Source organism: Planctomycetia bacterium (assembly GCA_016795155.1).
Taxonomy (GTDB): domain Bacteria; phylum Planctomycetota; class Planctomycetia; order Gemmatales; family HRBIN36; genus JAEUIE01.
This window is the reverse complement of sequence record JAEUIE010000002.1, coordinates 169,473-185,398: the sequence shown is the minus strand read 5'-3', so window position 1 is coordinate 185,398 and position 15,926 is coordinate 169,473. Positions and strand designations below refer to the sequence as shown.

16 protein-coding genes are annotated in these 15,926 nt (G+C 50.7%); 9 read left to right on the top strand and 7 right to left on the bottom strand.

What is annotated here, in order from left to right:
- Positions 1 to 37: 37 nt before the first annotated feature.
- Positions 38 to 2,050, bottom strand: coding sequence for a HEAT repeat domain-containing protein (locus JNJ77_00815; GenBank protein MBL8821097.1), 2,013 nt, complete (start codon positions 2,048 to 2,050; stop codon positions 38 to 40).
- Between the two features lie 125 nt (positions 2,051 to 2,175).
- Between JNJ77_00815 and JNJ77_00810 the strand changes: the two genes are divergently transcribed.
- A complete protein-coding gene (locus tag JNJ77_00810) occupies positions 2,176 to 3,924 on the top strand; it encodes a glycosyltransferase family 39 protein (protein ID MBL8821096.1) in 1,749 nt (582 codons plus the stop codon).
- Here JNJ77_00810 and truA read toward each other — a convergent pair.
- Complete coding sequence (gene truA / locus JNJ77_00805; protein ID MBL8821095.1) at positions 3,918 to 4,658, bottom strand: tRNA pseudouridine(38-40) synthase TruA; 741 nt, start codon at positions 4,656 to 4,658, stop codon at positions 3,918 to 3,920. The two genes, JNJ77_00810 and truA, sit on opposite strands and share 7 nt — an antisense overlap.
- A gap of 89 nt (positions 4,659 to 4,747) precedes the next feature.
- On the opposite strand from truA, the gene JNJ77_00800 reads away from it, so the two are divergent.
- Positions 4,748 to 5,257, top strand: coding sequence for an HIT domain-containing protein (locus JNJ77_00800; protein ID MBL8821094.1), 510 nt, complete (start codon positions 4,748 to 4,750; stop codon positions 5,255 to 5,257).
- Positions 5,258 to 5,342: 85 nt separating this feature from the next.
- On the opposite strand, the gene JNJ77_00795 is transcribed toward JNJ77_00800, so the two are convergent.
- A complete protein-coding gene (locus JNJ77_00795; GenBank protein MBL8821093.1) occupies positions 5,343 to 5,627 on the bottom strand; it encodes a hypothetical protein in 285 nt (94 codons plus the stop codon).
- A gap of 400 nt (positions 5,628 to 6,027) precedes the next feature.
- Here JNJ77_00795 and thiS point away from each other — a divergent pair, with 400 nt between their 5' ends.
- The 3 genes from thiS to JNJ77_00780 all read left to right on the top strand — a co-directional run bounded on the left by thiS (position 6,028) and on the right by JNJ77_00780 (position 9,020).
- Positions 6,028 to 7,122 (top strand): sulfur carrier protein ThiS, encoded by a 1,095-nt coding sequence (gene thiS / locus JNJ77_00790; protein ID MBL8821092.1) that lies wholly within the window; start codon positions 6,028 to 6,030, stop codon positions 7,120 to 7,122.
- A 23-nt stretch (positions 7,123 to 7,145) separates the two neighbouring features.
- Positions 7,146 to 8,447 carry a PQQ-like beta-propeller repeat protein gene (locus JNJ77_00785; GenBank protein ID MBL8821091.1) on the top strand — a complete coding sequence of 434 codons (1,302 nt, stop codon included), beginning with the start codon at positions 7,146 to 7,148 and terminating at the stop codon, positions 8,445 to 8,447.
- Between the two features lie 171 nt (positions 8,448 to 8,618).
- A complete protein-coding gene (locus JNJ77_00780; GenBank protein ID MBL8821090.1) occupies positions 8,619 to 9,020 on the top strand; it encodes an FHA domain-containing protein in 402 nt (133 codons plus the stop codon).
- 66 nt (positions 9,021 to 9,086) lie between these two features.
- Here the strand turns inward: JNJ77_00780 and JNJ77_00775 are convergent, their stop codons facing one another.
- Positions 9,087 to 9,308 carry a hypothetical protein gene (locus JNJ77_00775; GenBank protein MBL8821089.1) on the bottom strand — a complete coding sequence of 74 codons (222 nt, stop codon included), beginning with the start codon at positions 9,306 to 9,308 and terminating at the stop codon, positions 9,087 to 9,089.
- Positions 9,309 to 9,311: 3 nt separating this feature from the next.
- Positions 9,312 to 9,896 carry a hypothetical protein gene (locus tag JNJ77_00770; protein ID MBL8821088.1) on the bottom strand — a complete coding sequence of 195 codons (585 nt, stop codon included), beginning with the start codon at positions 9,894 to 9,896 and terminating at the stop codon, positions 9,312 to 9,314.
- Between the two features lie 229 nt (positions 9,897 to 10,125).
- Here JNJ77_00770 and JNJ77_00765 point away from each other — a divergent pair, with 229 nt between their 5' ends.
- Complete coding sequence (locus JNJ77_00765) at positions 10,126 to 11,730, top strand: CotH kinase family protein (protein MBL8821087.1); 1,605 nt, start codon at positions 10,126 to 10,128, stop codon at positions 11,728 to 11,730.
- 43 nt (positions 11,731 to 11,773) lie between these two features.
- Here the strand turns inward: JNJ77_00765 and JNJ77_00760 are convergent, their stop codons facing one another.
- Positions 11,774 to 12,202 (bottom strand): CAP domain-containing protein, encoded by a 429-nt coding sequence (locus JNJ77_00760; protein MBL8821086.1) that lies wholly within the window; start codon positions 12,200 to 12,202, stop codon positions 11,774 to 11,776.
- Between the two features lie 129 nt (positions 12,203 to 12,331).
- A complete protein-coding gene (locus JNJ77_00755; protein MBL8821085.1) occupies positions 12,332 to 13,123 on the bottom strand; it encodes a 2-dehydro-3-deoxyglucarate aldolase in 792 nt (263 codons plus the stop codon).
- Between the two features lie 64 nt (positions 13,124 to 13,187).
- On the opposite strand from JNJ77_00755, the gene JNJ77_00750 reads away from it, so the two are divergent.
- From JNJ77_00750 to JNJ77_00740, 3 genes are read left to right on the top strand one after another with little or no spacing between them, the layout of a single operon-like run.
- Complete coding sequence (locus JNJ77_00750; GenBank protein ID MBL8821084.1) at positions 13,188 to 15,239, top strand: S9 family peptidase; 2,052 nt, start codon at positions 13,188 to 13,190, stop codon at positions 15,237 to 15,239.
- 59 nt (positions 15,240 to 15,298) lie between these two features.
- Positions 15,299 to 15,529, top strand: a complete 231-nt coding sequence (locus tag JNJ77_00745) for a type II toxin-antitoxin system prevent-host-death family antitoxin (protein MBL8821083.1) — start codon at positions 15,299 to 15,301, stop codon at positions 15,527 to 15,529.
- Positions 15,526 to 15,912 (top strand): type II toxin-antitoxin system VapC family toxin, encoded by a 387-nt coding sequence (locus tag JNJ77_00740; protein ID MBL8821082.1) that lies wholly within the window; start codon positions 15,526 to 15,528, stop codon positions 15,910 to 15,912. Before JNJ77_00745 ends, JNJ77_00740 begins: the two co-directional genes overlap by 4 nt.
- Positions 15,913 to 15,926: the final 14 nt, after the last annotated feature.

Here is a 15,926-nt window from a genome sequence, read left to right as displayed (position 1 = left end):
TAGACCTGCTCTTAGGACTTCGCAGCAATTCCAAGGTTTACTTATTCCCGCCGGGTGATGCTGAAATTCTTCTTTTCAGATCATCAAACGCTACAGCCAATTCCTTGAATGCAGGTAGATAAGTATCGATTTCTTTCAGCATAATGACGATCTCATTCCCCTTGCCTTCCTGAACAGCCTGTTGACCAGCGATCAGAAGCAACCTGAGTCTTGCTTCTCGTTGTGAATCCTGCGGGGCACTGCGTATCAATTCCAGACAGATCGGCATGACGAGTGACCATTGTTTTTGCGCAAGTCCCGCATCGATGAGTGCCATCGTCAGCACTTCGGCATATTGGCGTGTTTCTTCCACCCTGGCCCAACGATCTCGAATTTCCTGAAGCAACTGCAATCGTTTTCCGCCCTGCCCTTGATCTGCCAAGTATCGTTCCCACTGATTAAGCAAGGTCCAACTCTGCTGCCGATAAAGGATATCGACCAGCGCCCGCCAGGCATGATCCTGCACGCGGGAATCTTCATTGCCGTACACTCTTTGCCAAAGCAGTGTCAAAACAGAAGTGCCTCCCACTTTTCCCAAGGCAACGGCTGCCTTGCTGCGAACTCCAGGGTCTCCATCCTGAGTGAGAATCTGCTCCAGACGTTTCAGCAGTCGCGCCTGCTCCACTTCCGGCAAACCATCTACTTCGCCAATCGTGGCTAAACAGCCCACGAGATATAAGCGTGCTTCTGGTGAAACGGTATCTAATGCGTCAATTACTTCGAAGTATACCTGGCAACTCGCTACGGTTTCGAGCGCCGCGCTGGCCGCCAGCCGAACTTCTTCCGTGGGATGTTTCAACAGTCTTGCCAGCAATACACCTGATCGTGGCAACCGCAATGCACCGATGCTGATGGCAGCCTGGGCCACTACATTGGAAGATGAATCTTTCAAAGCAGCTTCCAAAGCCGCCAGTGTGCTTTCCTGAGTATCGGGCAAGGGAATTTTACCACGATAGTTTCCCAAGCTGCGTGCAGCTGCTGCCCGCACTTTGTAAGAACGGTCTCTAAGCAACTCGATGAGGAGTCGATATACCTCAGGCGAATCTGCCTTCTCCAACGATACTACAGCACGCTGCTGCACCAGGGCGTTGGCATCCTTACTGAGCGTCAGAAGAATGTCGGTGTACTGTTTGCGCGAAGGTTGATCGAGATCTTTACGACTGAACTGCTCTGCGATGCGGGTAACTGCAAGTTCACGTACTGCCGGATAAGGATTGTTGGATAAATTGCGTAACGTGTTGGCCAAATCTGCAGGCAGCACTTTATCGAGCAGTTCCTTGTGCAACTGCAACAATGTCGATTCGGCCTGATCCAGCTCATCCCGCAATCGTCGAGAACGTGCAGCAAAAAATCGTAAGCGTGTTGCCTGCCATTCGGTGTCGCTGAGTGGAACATAGGCCTGCCACCATCGTTCCCACTGGCTGAGATCAGCGCCATAATCCTGCCCGCTGATTTCCTGCAAAGACTGTATTGCTGCCTGCCTGACGCCAGGCGAATCACTCTTGACCAGATCAATCAGGGAAACGACACAGGCCTTGCTGGCAATCCTTCCCAAGGCTTCCGCAGCAGCCTGCCTTCGCAGTGCTACCATAGCTCGATCCTGTGCAATCCTGACAAGTGCCTCGTGAACCTGGGCTGCAGGCAAGGTAGACAGTGTTTCAATAGAAGCCTGCCGAATGGGAACCTGTTCCGCGGCCAATGCATCCAACAGAGGTGGCATGAAACGAAGATCGCGGCGAAGCCGGATCGCTGATGCCAACGCCTGAAACACGTCGGCTCGATCCCAGCGACTCATCTCAAAAGTTACCAGTGCCGCTACTTCAGCAGAATCGGACTGTATCAGCAGCAAGGCAGCCTGGCTCTGTTCCTGGGGTCGATTGCGGTTGTAGAGCATTTCCCGCAGCGGAGCTGCATCCATGGCCCGAGGCAAAGGCAACCCGCCCGAAGGTGGCTGATCTTGAGGCGGACCCTGAGGCAGAATGCAAAGCGCAAGCAATAGTATGCCGGCCATGTTCAGCCCCTTCGGGATCAAGTACAAGGTTCGACTAGGCAGAACCAACGGGCCGAACTATACTCCCGCTCGCCAGTTACGTCAATTCGGACTGGACAGATACTGACTCACGGATGATGTGAACGATGGCAGCATCGAATACCGACCAGTTAATGGATAAAATCAGGCGATTAGCAGGCAGGCACTACGCTTATACCATTCTGATCTGCACTGGTTTATTAATGTTTCTCCCAAACCTGGGGCAACATGGCCTCTGGGATGTGGATGAAGCACATAACGCAGAATGTGCACGCGAAATGCTCGAAGCCGGTAATCTGGTTGTGCCAACGTTTAATTACCAGCTGCGCACTGACAAGCCCGCCATGCTTTATTGGTGGATACAGGCAAGTTATTCTCTGTTTGGAGTAAATGAATGGTCTGCCCGACTGCCATCAGTCCTCGCTGGCATAGGAAGTCTCCTGACCTGTTACGAAATAGGACGAAGGCTTTTCAGCAAAGTGACGGGATTGCTTGCCGCGCTCATTCTCAGCAGTAGTTTTATGTTTTCTGTTTCCAGCCACGCAGTCACCCCTGATGCGATACTGATTTTCCTGGTGCAACTGACGTTCCTGACATGGATCATAGCCTATGATCGCCGTCAACCCATCTGGTTGATATTCACCGGCTGTTGTGCCGGCCTGGCCATGCTCACCAAAGGCCCTGTTGGCATCGCTCTTCCGGGAGCAGTCATCATCCTGTTTTTGCTTTGGCAACGTGACATAAAATTCCTGTTTCAAATCCGCACTTTACAAGCGATCGGCTGGTGTCTGCTGCTGGCGATACCCTGGTATGCCTATGTGGGATATGAAACGCGTGGAGCATTCCTGAAGGGATTCTTCCTTACTCATAACATAAGTCGTTTCAATGCACCCATGGAAGGTCATCAGGGCCCGTTCTTTTACCATCTGATTGTCATTCTGATTGCGTTCGCACCCTGGTCAATATTCCTGGGACCAACTCTCTGGCATAGCATCCAGACTGGTGTGAAACCCTTTGTGGATTCTAAAAGCTGGGCCTACCGCTTACTCATCTGTTGGGTTGGAGTCTGGTTCATCGTCTTTTCCATCGCTGCCACCAAGCTGCCCAATTATGTTCTGCCTACTTATCCACCGCTGGCTTTATTGACTGCAGCCTGGCTGGTGCACTGGTGGAAAAAGTCACTTAGTGCTCAGCCTGGTGGTGGTAGCTTTGCGATCATACCCACATGGGCCTGGCGAACTTGTCTCGTCTGTTTCATCACCATTGGAGTTTTGTTGCTGGTTGCCTTACCTGTGGTATCTGGATGGATTCCTCTTACCGCGCTGGAAGGAAGGACTTTGCCAGATCTTGTCTGGCTATTACCGGTTGGATTTATTCCGTTGATTGCGGGCTGGCTGACCTGGAAGAAGTGGTCACAACAGCAAATCGGATGGGGCATAGGCACCCTCGTTGCAGGAAGTTTACTGCTAACTGCCAGCCTCAGTGCTTTTGGCCCGATGATTGCCGATCAGGAACGTGGCAGTAAACGACTCGCTGAAGCCTTGTTCCACGAGATTGGTACGAGCGATTATCGTGTTGGTTTTCATCATCATTACAACCGACCGAGCATGGTGTTCTATCTGAAACGGGAAGTCATTCGCTGCAAAAACCATGATCAGGTAATAGAAACCTTGCAGGCCAAAGTACCCGTTTACATGTTTGTCCCCGCACGCGACTGGCCTCATCTCGAAGAACAGTTGCCAGGCAAGTTGACTATCCACACTCAACGACATGATTTCACTGCTGGACAGGACATTCTGTTGATCAGCAATCAAAACATGATCAAGCAGATCAATGCTGAATCAACAGGTCAATAAGTCACCCGCATGAGAAATAATCCTTCGGGCGGAGCTGTCGGCCCCGCCTGGGTTCGATCCATACTTTCCAGAATCTGCTTCACCTGCTCAACCGGCCAATAGCCTCGCCCTACATTCACCAGCGTACCCGTAATGGCCCGCACCATGTTATAGAGAAAACCGTTAGCCTCCACATCAATCCAGACATAAGGCTCAACACGATTCACCTGCAGATAAGTGATGGTACGTACCGATGACTTGCGATTAGGCCAATCCGTTTCGAAACAACGAAAATCGTGCGTGCCCAGCAGGCATGGTGCAGCCTGGTTCATCTTGCCAACATCCAGCCTGCCATACGGAAAAAACCAACTGTATCTTCGCATGAAAACATCAGGCATAGGCTGATCAGTAATCACATAGCGATACAACTTGCGTTTCGCAGATCTGCTGGCATCAAATTCAAGAGGTACATCTTCTGCCGATTTCGCCACGATATCCTTAGGCAACAGGCCATTGATTGCTCGCAGCAGCTTCTCCGCAGTCATTTTCAGTTCGCAGTGAAAATGCACCACCTGTCCAACTGCATGCACACCTGTATCCGTTCTACCACTGGCATGACAACGTATCTCTTTTCCACAACTTAATTGCAACAACACATCTTCCAGTTCCTGCTGAACGGTACGGAACTCTTTCTGCCTTTGCCAACCAAAAAAGTCGGTACCATCATAACTGATTATGAGCTTGATATTACGCATGCAGAAATTGATATGCTCTGACTTAACTCATAAAAACCTTAGAGTATTCTTGAAAGATCGCATGCCCGTGTCAATGAAGGAATAGCCATATGCAGGATAGACTCTGGGCCCCCTGGCGTTTGGAATACATCACCAATGCAGTATCAACACCCCCTGCTCCACAGCCTGCCCATACCTGTTTCATCTGTCAGGGCATCGCGGATAATAACGATGCTGCACATTTGATTGCCTACCGCAGCAAGTTCAGCGTCGTGCAACTCAACAAATATCCCTACAACAATGGCCACCTGTTAATCGCCCCTCTCACACATTCCGCCACGTTGAATGAATTGAGTGATGATGTATTGCTTGATTTGCAGCACAACGTTCGGTTGATGATGAACCATATGGATCGTTTCATGAAGCCTGATGGTTACAACGTCGGGTTGAATTTGGGCCGCGTCGCTGGCGCCGGTCTGCCGGGCCACCTGCACTGGCATGTAGTTCCCCGCTGGAATGGCGATACCAATTTTATGCCGGTGCTTGCACAGACCAAAGTGATCTCGCAATCGCTGGAAGCCTTCCGTCACTTGCTGGTAGAGAGTCTTGCAAAAGAATAATAAAACCTCCGGATAGCGACATCCGGAGGCCGGTCAGTTGACGAACGTGATCGCAAGAATCACTACTCGTCCAGGAGATGGCGCGTTACAGACGTTCGCGCACTGCACTGTAGCCTACCCGGGCTTTATACTTCGGGAAGACAGGCCGTGCACGCAAAGGAAGCATGAAACGATGCGAACAGCGAGGACATTGAGCTTCACGCCCTGCCTTGTTGTGTGAATAACGCAACTTCTGCTCGCACTGTGGACAGCGCGTGGCAGGCCTTTCAGCCTGTTTTTCTTCGCTCAGTCCTGGAACCGACAGGCCAACATATCCTGCCAGCTTGCCGGTTGCTTCCCACATCGAACGCCACATCTTCGGACTACTCATACACGTCTCCACAAACCACGAATGTCCACGAGGCGGCGAACCTCCATGTTGATCCACCGTTGGACGGGCAACCTGTATAGCGTACTTATCACTTTTCAGCTAGGGCAATGACTTCAATAGAGATAAACCAGGTATGGGAGGAATTTACCACAGCCTGGGGACCTTGCAATTCGACACCCGTGCCACACTTCGACATAAACTCATGTCAAGGTCCGCCTCGATAACTCGTGTTTCACACTGATAAGAAATTGAGATGCCACACGGTTCATTGCGAACCATACCCCGATGTGAATACACGCCGGGGTGTGGCACAGGTCACGAACGCCAACCTGCCTTCGAGTCACTCACCTTTCCCCTGCTCTCACCATAGAATACCTGCCTCAACTATGGACCGCACCGCATGCTCAACATTATTCTCAATGGTAAACCATACCAGGCACCGGAAGGCACACTTTGCGATCTCATTTCACAACTCAAGCACGACCCCAAGCGATTGGCGATTGAAGTCAACCAGGAACTCGTTCCCCGACAGCAACATGCACAAACCGTTCTCAAAGATGGCGACCAGGTTGAAATTGTAACTTTAGTAGGCGGCGGCTCATATACTCCCCTCTCCCCCCAGGGGAGAGGGGTTGGGGGTGAGGGGTTTTCTCAGAAGAGTGAAGCGTTGGACTCTCCCCTCCAAGTCGCTGGCTTCACCTTCAACAGCAGACTCATCACCGGCTCTGGTAAATACAGCAGCCACGAAGTCATGCGTGACTGTCTCCAAGCCAGTGGCTGTGATGTACTTACCGTCGCAGTTCGCCGAGAACGTCTTTTTGATAAAGAAGGTAAAAGCCTGCTCGATTTCATCGACATGGATCGCTACACGATACTTCCCAACACCGCAGGCTGTTTCAACGCGCCTGATGCAGTGCGTCACGCTCGGTTAGGAAGAGAAATTCTTGAAGGTTACAACAACCCGGGGGCTCGCTGGGTCAAACTCGAATGCCTGGCAGATACCAAAACCCTGTTGCCTGATCCTATTGCCACACTCGAAGCTACCGTCGAACTGGTCAAAGATGGCTTTCAGGTGATGGTCTACACCAGTGATGACCCCATCATGGCCCGCAGACTCAAGGAAGCCGGCGCTGCCTGCGTGATGCCTGCTGGCTCCCCCATCGGCAGCGGGCAAGGCGTGCTCAATGCCAACAACATCCTGATCGTCCTCGAATATCTGAAGGAAGGCGATCCCGATTATCCCGTCATCATTGATGCCGGTGTGGGAACAGCCAGCGATGTTGCGTTCGCCATGGAACTGGGCTGTGATGGAGTACTGCTCAATTCAGCCATTGCCCATGCACGTAACCCCGTGCAAATGGCACATTCTATGAAACATGCCTGCGAGGCTGGGCGACTGGCTTACCTGGCTGGTCGTATGCCCCGGAAGCGATATGCTACTGCATCAAGCCCCACTGAAGGTCTTATCCACTCTCAACCAGCAAAGGTGAAATGATGATATCGCAAGTATTCAAGCGAATGAAACTCATGCTAGTTTGCCTTGGCTTTCTGGCCACTCCCTGCATCCATGCTGATGATTGGCCTCACTGGATGGGACCAGAACGGGATAACACCTGGCGGGAAACAGGCCTTCTCGACAAGTTCCCCAGCGGCGGCCCCAAGGTTCTCTGGCGAGTGAAAACTGAGGGTGGCTACTCCGGCCCCGCTGTGGTAGGGGATAAACTCTATGTCACCGATTATGCATCCACACAGAATTCCAAAGTCGAAAACTTCAAACGCGACCAGAGCTTCACCGGAAAAGAACGCGTTCGCTGCCTGAATGCTGCGAATGGTGAAGAACTTTGGAAGCATGAATACCCAGTCATTTACACCATTTCCTATCCTGCTGGCCCACGATGCACACCAGTGGTCCATCAAGGCAAAGTCTACACCCTGGGTGCTGAAGGGCATTTGTACTGCTTCGATGCAGCCAGCGGAAAAGTCGTCTGGTCACATGATCTGACAAAGGAATACAACACCAAAGCAGCGCTCTGGGGTTATTCCGCTCACCCTCTGATCGATGGTAATAAACTGATTACACTGGTAGGCGGCGAAGGCAGCCATGTTGTAGCCTTTGATAAGGACACCGGCAAAGAAATCTGGAAAGCACTGACTTCATCCGAACAAGGCTACTCGCCACCTACCATCATCAAGTTAGCAGGTGTTCGTCAGCTCATTCTCTACCGTCCCGATGCAGTCACCTCCGTTAATCCCGAGAACGGCCAGGAATACTGGTCTGTTCCCTATCAGGCTTCCAACGGCTCCATTATCATGGCACCGGTAGTCTGGAACAATCTGATGTATGTTGCTGGTTTTTCCAACAAGAACCTGTTACTGAAACTCAACACCGATAAGCCAGGCGCAACGGAAGTCTGGCGCGATAAACGTGGTGCAGGTATCTGCCCGGTCAATGTCCAACCGTTTCTGGACAATGGCACGCTGTACGGCTTTGATCAAAGCGGCATGTTCTATGGCATGGAAATGGCAACAGGCAAACGGCTCTGGCAAACCACCGATGTCATGAAGAAGCGCCCCGCAGGTTCCGAAACTGCTTTCATCGTCAAGCAGGGAGATCGCTACTGGCTCTTTAATGAGTTAGGCGAAATCATAATCTGTGAGCTTAGCCCGCAAGGCTATAAGGAACTCGATCGGGCCAAGGTCATCGATATGACTAACACCGCATTCGGTCGTGATGTTGTCTGGTGTATGCCTGCATTTGCCAACAAACGGATGTATGTACGCAACGACAAAGAGTGCATCTGTGTTGACCTGAGCAAGTAATAACAAGTTGTTCATACAGATTTGCCGATAAACGCTTTGACCAGGGCTGATCAAACCGCCCTGGCCATGTCAAAACATGACAAGATTTTCATGTGTACGATGGAACTCCACTCAGGATGAAGGTATACTTCAGTTATCTATAGTCTCATTCCTGTATTCCGGAGAAATCACATGAACAATCAGCCACACGGTGAGCTGGTTCCGATGGGAGGTGGGGACACAATCCCGCTCACCCGATCTTTGTTGTCGCTGGGACGACGCCGATCGTGTGACATATACCTCGACTTCCCGAACATATCCAGTATCCACTGCGAACTAAGTTACAAGGATGGGTACTGGTACATCAGTGATAAGAACAGCACGAATGGCACCAAGGTGAACAACATGCGGGTGGCTACCCGCAAGCTGCTCATTCCAGGTGATGAAATTGGCATCGCCAAGCGTCGCTACACCATCAAGTACACCATGCCGTCTGACAAGCGTCTCGAAGATATGATGGATGATGACATTCTCGGCAAGCCACTGCTCGAACGAGCAGGCCTGCAGAAATCAAAATCTGATTATGATTTCTAAGGATTACAAAGAACAACAAAATGGCCCACGGAGAATAATCCGTGGGCCTTATCGTTTCAGCTGTTCTTACTTGTCTTCGCCGTTGTCATTCTCCAGTTCTTCCAGCAATTGTCTGGCCTTACTGTGTGCGTTGGCGGCATTGACTTCTTCAGGCTGAATAGGAGTAGCCCGTTGCGTTACCTTTAAGGGTGGCGCCTGAATCGGTGGCTGTTCGGTATTGGTGTCCATTAGCACTTTGCATCCAGTGCCACTGATGGACAGGAGAAGACCGAGTACTACATATTTCATGGGTTACTCCTTCTTCTCACTGCGAATCGAACGGATGCCATCGGCATTGGCTTCAGCACGGGCCGAAGAAGATGACTCTTTTCTGAACGATTTGGTCAGCTTGGCTTCCACATCTTCCTCGGTCATGGGTGTAAATTTATTCAACTTGGCAGTGGTCAGCTTCTGTTCATAGACAGCCCATGATCGTGATTCGAGTAGTTCAGCCTGTTTGGCCAACTCCGGATCATTCGTCTCTTCGGCAATTTCCCGAAGACGTTGACAGACTGCTTCGCGACGCAGCGCTTTGTTCAGTTCAATCTGCCTGGAATTAACGTCATTGGCTCTGGGCCGTGCCTCGTCCTTGCTGTCGGCACTTTGTCGCGGTGCAGACTTTGATGCCTTAAGCTCTTCGGCATATCGCTTTTTCTCTTCCATCCGGCCAGGAACCAGGCGTTCCCACCAGATAGTTTGCCCCGACATGGCTCGTTGTTTTCGCGCTTTTTCCAGGTCTTTCACGCTGCTGTACGTATCCGATTCATCTGCATAAAGGCAGATGCCATGGATCAGTAAGGCGCACAAGGCCCCGGCACAACACCAGACTCGCTTCATGATCTCCCCCTGCCAGTCGATAGAGATCGACAGGTTCCCCTGGGAATAAGATCGAATCCCCCGATACGACGGAGGGCCTATGCAGCAAGTTGATTATTTTGTCAAGTGCAATAACTCGCCTGCATCATTTCATGGACTGTCGCTGTGTTAGTCACTGTTACAATGATACTCATGAGTTCGACATGTGTTTCTCATAGCATGATTAGGTTCCATCTAATGAGGGCAGATCATGCGGGTGTTCTTGACTCTCTTTTGTATCTTCTCCCTCTTCACCAGCATACATGCCCAGTCTGCCCTCCGTACCACTCCGCTGAAACCCGACGAGTCAGATCGGTTCTTCAAGGAAGGCACAATTCCGCATCTCAAGATTGAAATCAGCAAAGAGGAAATGGATAAACTCAGGCAGCGTGATCGTGAATATGTCAAATGCACCATCATAGAAAACGACCATAAGAAATACCATGAAGTGGGCATTCATCTCAAAGGGGCAGCAGGCAGCTTTCGCCCGCTGGAAGATCGCCCTGCCCTGACACTCAATTTCGACAAATTCACCAAGCAGCTTTTTCACGGCATGGATAAGCTGCACCTGAATAACTCGGTGCAGGATCCTTCTTACATCACCGAAAAACTGTGTGGCGAACTTTTCCTTCAAAACAAGGTGCCTACCGCACGCACCAGCCATACACGAGTCTGGCTCAATGGCCGTGACCTGGGTTTTTATGTCCTGAAAGAGGGTTATAACAAAGGTTTCCTGCGACGCCACTTTCTGGATGCATCAGGCAACCTGTACGATGGAGGCTTTCTGCAGGAGATCGATGCGGAACTCAAGCGAATGTCAGGCCAGGGCGAACTCAATCGAGCGGATTTGAAGGCAATAGTAGCTGCCTGTCGAGAACCCAACCAGGAACTTCGCTGGAAGAAGATGGATGAACTCATCGACATCGATAACTTCATCGCCTTCATGGCACTGGAGCACATGACCTGCCATTGGGATGGCTACAGCCAGCAGCGAAACAACTACCGGGTTTACATCGATGCCAAAACCAGAAAAGCATATTTCATTCCGCATGGCATGGATCAGATGTTTGGTGACCCGAATTATCCCATCACACACATTCCACAGGCTCTGGTTGCCAGCAATGTCATGACCAATCCCACCTGGAGAGCGACGTATCGTGACAAACTCAATGAACTGATGCCTACATTCGTGCCTGCGACCAAACTGATCGAACGGGTGGAAGCAATCAGCAACCACATTCAGCCTGAACTGAATAAATGGAACAAGGATGCCGCCCAGGATGCTATCAATCACAAAAACGGGGTGATAGAACGGATCAAGCAACGCAGCCAAAGCCTCGAAAAGCTCAATACCATGGCTGATCCCAGGGGACTGTTATTTGACGCGGCAGGCATCGCACGGCTGACAGGCTGGGAAGAACGCAAGGAAACCGAAGATGCAAAGCTCGAAAAACTTTCACCGGAAGGTCAACCGAAGCAATTCAAAATCACAGCTGGCCCGTCTGGGCATTGTGTCGCATCTTTCCGAACCAAAGTAGTTCTGCCAACAGGAACCTATCGCTTCGCAGTATTGGCGAAGGCCGACAACATTCAGGCAACTTCGGAACACCCCTGCACAGGTGCCGGTATTCGTATTTCAGGAAGTCAGCGTACCAATCAGTTAACTGGCACAACTGATTGGAAACTCCTGGTGCATGAGATCAAAATTGATGAGCCCACACGCGAAATAGAACTAGTAGTCGAGCTCCGGGCGACTGCTGGTACAGTCACTTTTCGTGAAGACTCACTCAAGCTTGTTCGTGTCAGAAGGAAATAAAAAAGGAGAAGCATCGAACGCAATGCTTCTCCCTTGACTCATGTTACCTGTCGCCAAACACGGCACAGGAATATTGCCCAACCCCCGCTGCACCAACATAGCGGCAACTGCCAAGCATCTGGGCGTTGTGACCGGGCGATTGTGCCCACATGCGAACCGCTTCATCAGCACTGCCACCGGCAATGATTTCTCCGCCGCCCAGCATGGGGAAACCAGCAGCCCGTGCGCGATGGGAAAACGATGAGCCATCTGTTCCCATGTGATCCAGCCGGTTATAGCGAGCCATATCACTGGCATGACGCTCAGCCGCTTTGGTCAATTCCGGGCTATGAATCATCGGCGGCAAGCCGTGTTGAGCACGATATGCATTGATACTCTTCACCAGGGCAGGTGTGGTATCTTTGGGCTTGAGGCGATCCAACACAGGCAACACACCCAGCATCACTGCAAACAAACTGATAAGACGAAACATGATGTACCTCCATGAATTGGTGAGCACATCAGGATATAGACACGTTGTCTCAAACAAACCCTAAGCGCATTTTTTTCGGGCTTCTACAAATAACAAAATCATCCAACAATAACTGAATAGGAAAATTGGTTAATAACTTACCATAAGCTTGGCTGCATCTTGAAATGGCTTCAGCGCCAACGCAGCACCATCCATCATAAATCGCAATTCACTGTTGATGGCAACGAACTGCCAGCCTTCTTTGACCCGACGGGCAGCATCTTCTGGTGTGAAAGTATGAATGCCAACAGGAACACGAATTCTTTTGCCAGCCTGCAGTATCCGTTGGATCGCTACTTCCTGTTGATTCGCTGAAGGTGGTTTACCTTCTGCCGTATACTGGCTTCGAGCCAGATCATTGGGGCCAACAAACACTGCATCGATGCCGGGCACTGAGAATATTTCTTCAAAGGAATCAACCGCATCAATGTGTTCGCATTGCAACACTACCAGCAGTTCATCGTTGGCCTTGGCATAATACTCGGTCGAAGTAGTTGCAAAATTCAATGTAAATGCTCCACCACCCACGCTTCGGTTTCCTTCCGGAGGATACTTCGCTGCACGCACGGCCTTCTCCGCTTCAGCACGCGACATCACCATAGGCACTACGATGCCATAGGCCCCTGCATCCAATGCCCGCTTGATATGATCGTGATCACTGCAGGGAACCCTGACAAGTGGAACGCCACCAGCATCTGCAATGACTGCAAACAAGGTCGAAGCCTGTTCCCAATCAATGGCTCCGTGTTCCATGTCAACCGTCAGCCAATCGAACCCCGCACGGGCCATGAAACGGGTGGCCAGAACATGCCCCAGTGAAATCCAGGTGCCTACCGCTGGTTTGCCTTCATGAAGCAATTGCTTGACCGTATTTTTTCTCATGGTTGTTCCTCTTAGAGCGGCATCTTATCATGATCTGAAGCGAATGACACACCGGAGTTTTGCAATGGTTCTTTACCGTTTAACTGCAGTTCTATTCTATCTTTTTACAGTTTCCCTCTCGGCCCAGGAAGCACTACGACCCATCAAGGCCGAAGACCTCTGGAACGTCAAACGTTTGGGTTCTCCCTCCACCTCACCCGATGGACAATGGGCCGTGGTTGATGTCGGTACGGTAGATATCGCAAAAAATGATACCTCTTCCGAACTCTGGCTGCTCAGCACCGATGGTAAAACGCAAAAGCAGTTGACTCGCAGTGGCGGCAAGAACTCTTCGCCCAAGTGGTCGCCTGATGGCAAATGGATCGCATTTCTCAGTCAACGAGCCGGCGATGAGGTGACACAGATATATGTCATCGCAACCGAAGGGGGCGAAGCACGACGTGTCAGCCGCATGCCCATGGCTCCCTTTGGCATCAAATGGTCGAATGATAACAAAACGATTTATTGCACCGCCTGGACCTGGCATGATACTCCCGATGATGAGGCATTCAAAAAGCGATCACGGGAACTCAAAGACAACAAGGTGCAGGCTTACATCATCGAGGAAGGCACTTTCCGCTATTGGGATCGCTGGATTGCTGATGGCAAACGCCCCGTTGTCTGGGCTGTCGATGTTGAATCAGGCAATCACCGCAATCTGCTGGCTCACTGCAAACGGCATCTGCCTCCTTACGAAGCTTCTGAACGTGATTACTCCGTTTCCCCGGATGGCAAAACTCTCGCCTTTGTCAGCGAAAATGTCAAAGTCCTTGGCCTCGATACTAACCACGATATCTACACGCTTGATCTCACCAAGCTCGATGCTGAACCAGTCAACATCACCAAAGACAACGAAGCCAACGACACCAACCCTGTCTACAGCCCAGATGGCAAACACCTTGCATTTCTACGACAGACCACCAAGTTTTTTTATGCTGACCGTTTCCGCTTGATGCTTGCTGATACTAGCAACTATCAGGCAAAAGAACTGACCGCATCTCTGGATCGATCCTGTGGCAACCCCGTCTGGCTGCCCGATTCTCAGCGCATTGCAGTGGAAATTGAGGATTCAGGATACACGAACATCGGCTTCGTTTCACTCGATGGCAAACTCATGCGACCCAAAGAGCCGGTCAGCGAACGGGCGATTAGTTTTGCTCAGACAAAGCGAGTTGGCGTCTACAAGGTATCCTCTTTCAATAAGCCACCAACTATCTATGCTCACGGGCCAGGTAGTGCACCCATCCAGTTAGAACACTTTAACGATGATCTCGTCAAACAGTGGAAACTCGGGAAGGTCGAAAATATCACCTACCAAGGCGCTGACGAAAAAGACATCCAGATGTTTCTGGTCTATCCACCCGTTTTCGATGAAAACAGAAAATGGCCATTAGTGCAGATGGTGCATGGCGGGCCGCACAATGCCTTCACCAACGATTTCAGTTTCCGGTGGAACCCCCAGGTCTGGGCGGCGCAAGGCTGGGTCATTGCCATCGTCAATTTCCATGGGTCTAGCGGTTTTGGGCAAGACTTTACCGACAGCATCACCGGCGATATGGGCACGAAACCCATGACCGACATCATGAAAGCTACCGAATTCCTCTGCGCCAAACCCTGGATCGACAAGACTCGGGTAGCAGCAGCAGGCGCCAGTTACGGCGGCTACATGATGGCGTGGCTGAATGGACACACTGACTTTTTCAAAACGATGGTCTGCCATGCCGGAGTCTACAACTGGCATAGCATGGTCGCCAGCGATCTCGTCCGTGGCCGGGAACGATCACTCGGCGCACCACCCTGGGGCGATCTGACCAAAGTTGATAAGCAGAATGCCCAGCGCTATGCCGCCAATTTCAAAACGCCTACCCTAGTGATTCATGGCGAAAAAGACTACCGTGTGCCAGTCACTCAGGGCATGGAATACTACAACACGCTTCGACAAAAAGGGGTTCCCACCCGGTTCCTCTACTTCCCCGATGAAAACCACTGGGTACTGAAACCACAAAACTCGTTGCTCTGGCATAAGGAAGTCTTCGCCTGGATCAGCAAGTACATTGGCAACGGACCTTCGAAGTAGTGGTGACACGTTAACATAATGATGTGGAATGTGTAAAATGCACCAAGAAGGAGATTGAGATGTCTACCGTCACTATTGAAGAAGCTCAAAAAGAATTATCCTCATTGATCGACAGTTTGCAGGATGGCGAAGAAGTCCTGATAACCAGGAATACCAAACCGGTCGCACGTCTGGTTGCCGAACACAAGCCTCATCGAATGGCACGTAAAGCAGGTAACTGCCAGGGCATGGCGAAGATCATTGCTGACGACGAGGAGCACCTCGAAGATTTCAAGGAATACATGGAATGAAAGTACTCCTTGATACACACACATTCCTCTGGTTCGTCTTAAACAGCAGCCAACTTTCTCAAAATGCACGACAAGTATTAGAAGATTCCAATACGGATGTCTTCATAAGCCCAGCCAGTTATTGGGAAATGGCAATCAAAGTAAGAAAAGGGAATCTGGAACTACTCTGTAGTTACGATGAGTTCATGAAAAAAGGAATCGTTGGTAATGATTTTGAAATACTGCCCGTTTCAGTAAGTCATACAAGCCAACTAACAACCCAACCGGAACATCATCGTGATCCTTTCGATCGTTTGATTATCGCCCAGGCAATCGTTGAAAGCCTTCCCCTTGTGGGAAACGATGCAGCATTCGATGATTATGGCGTGAATCGTATTTGGTAATACTCCTCAAACAA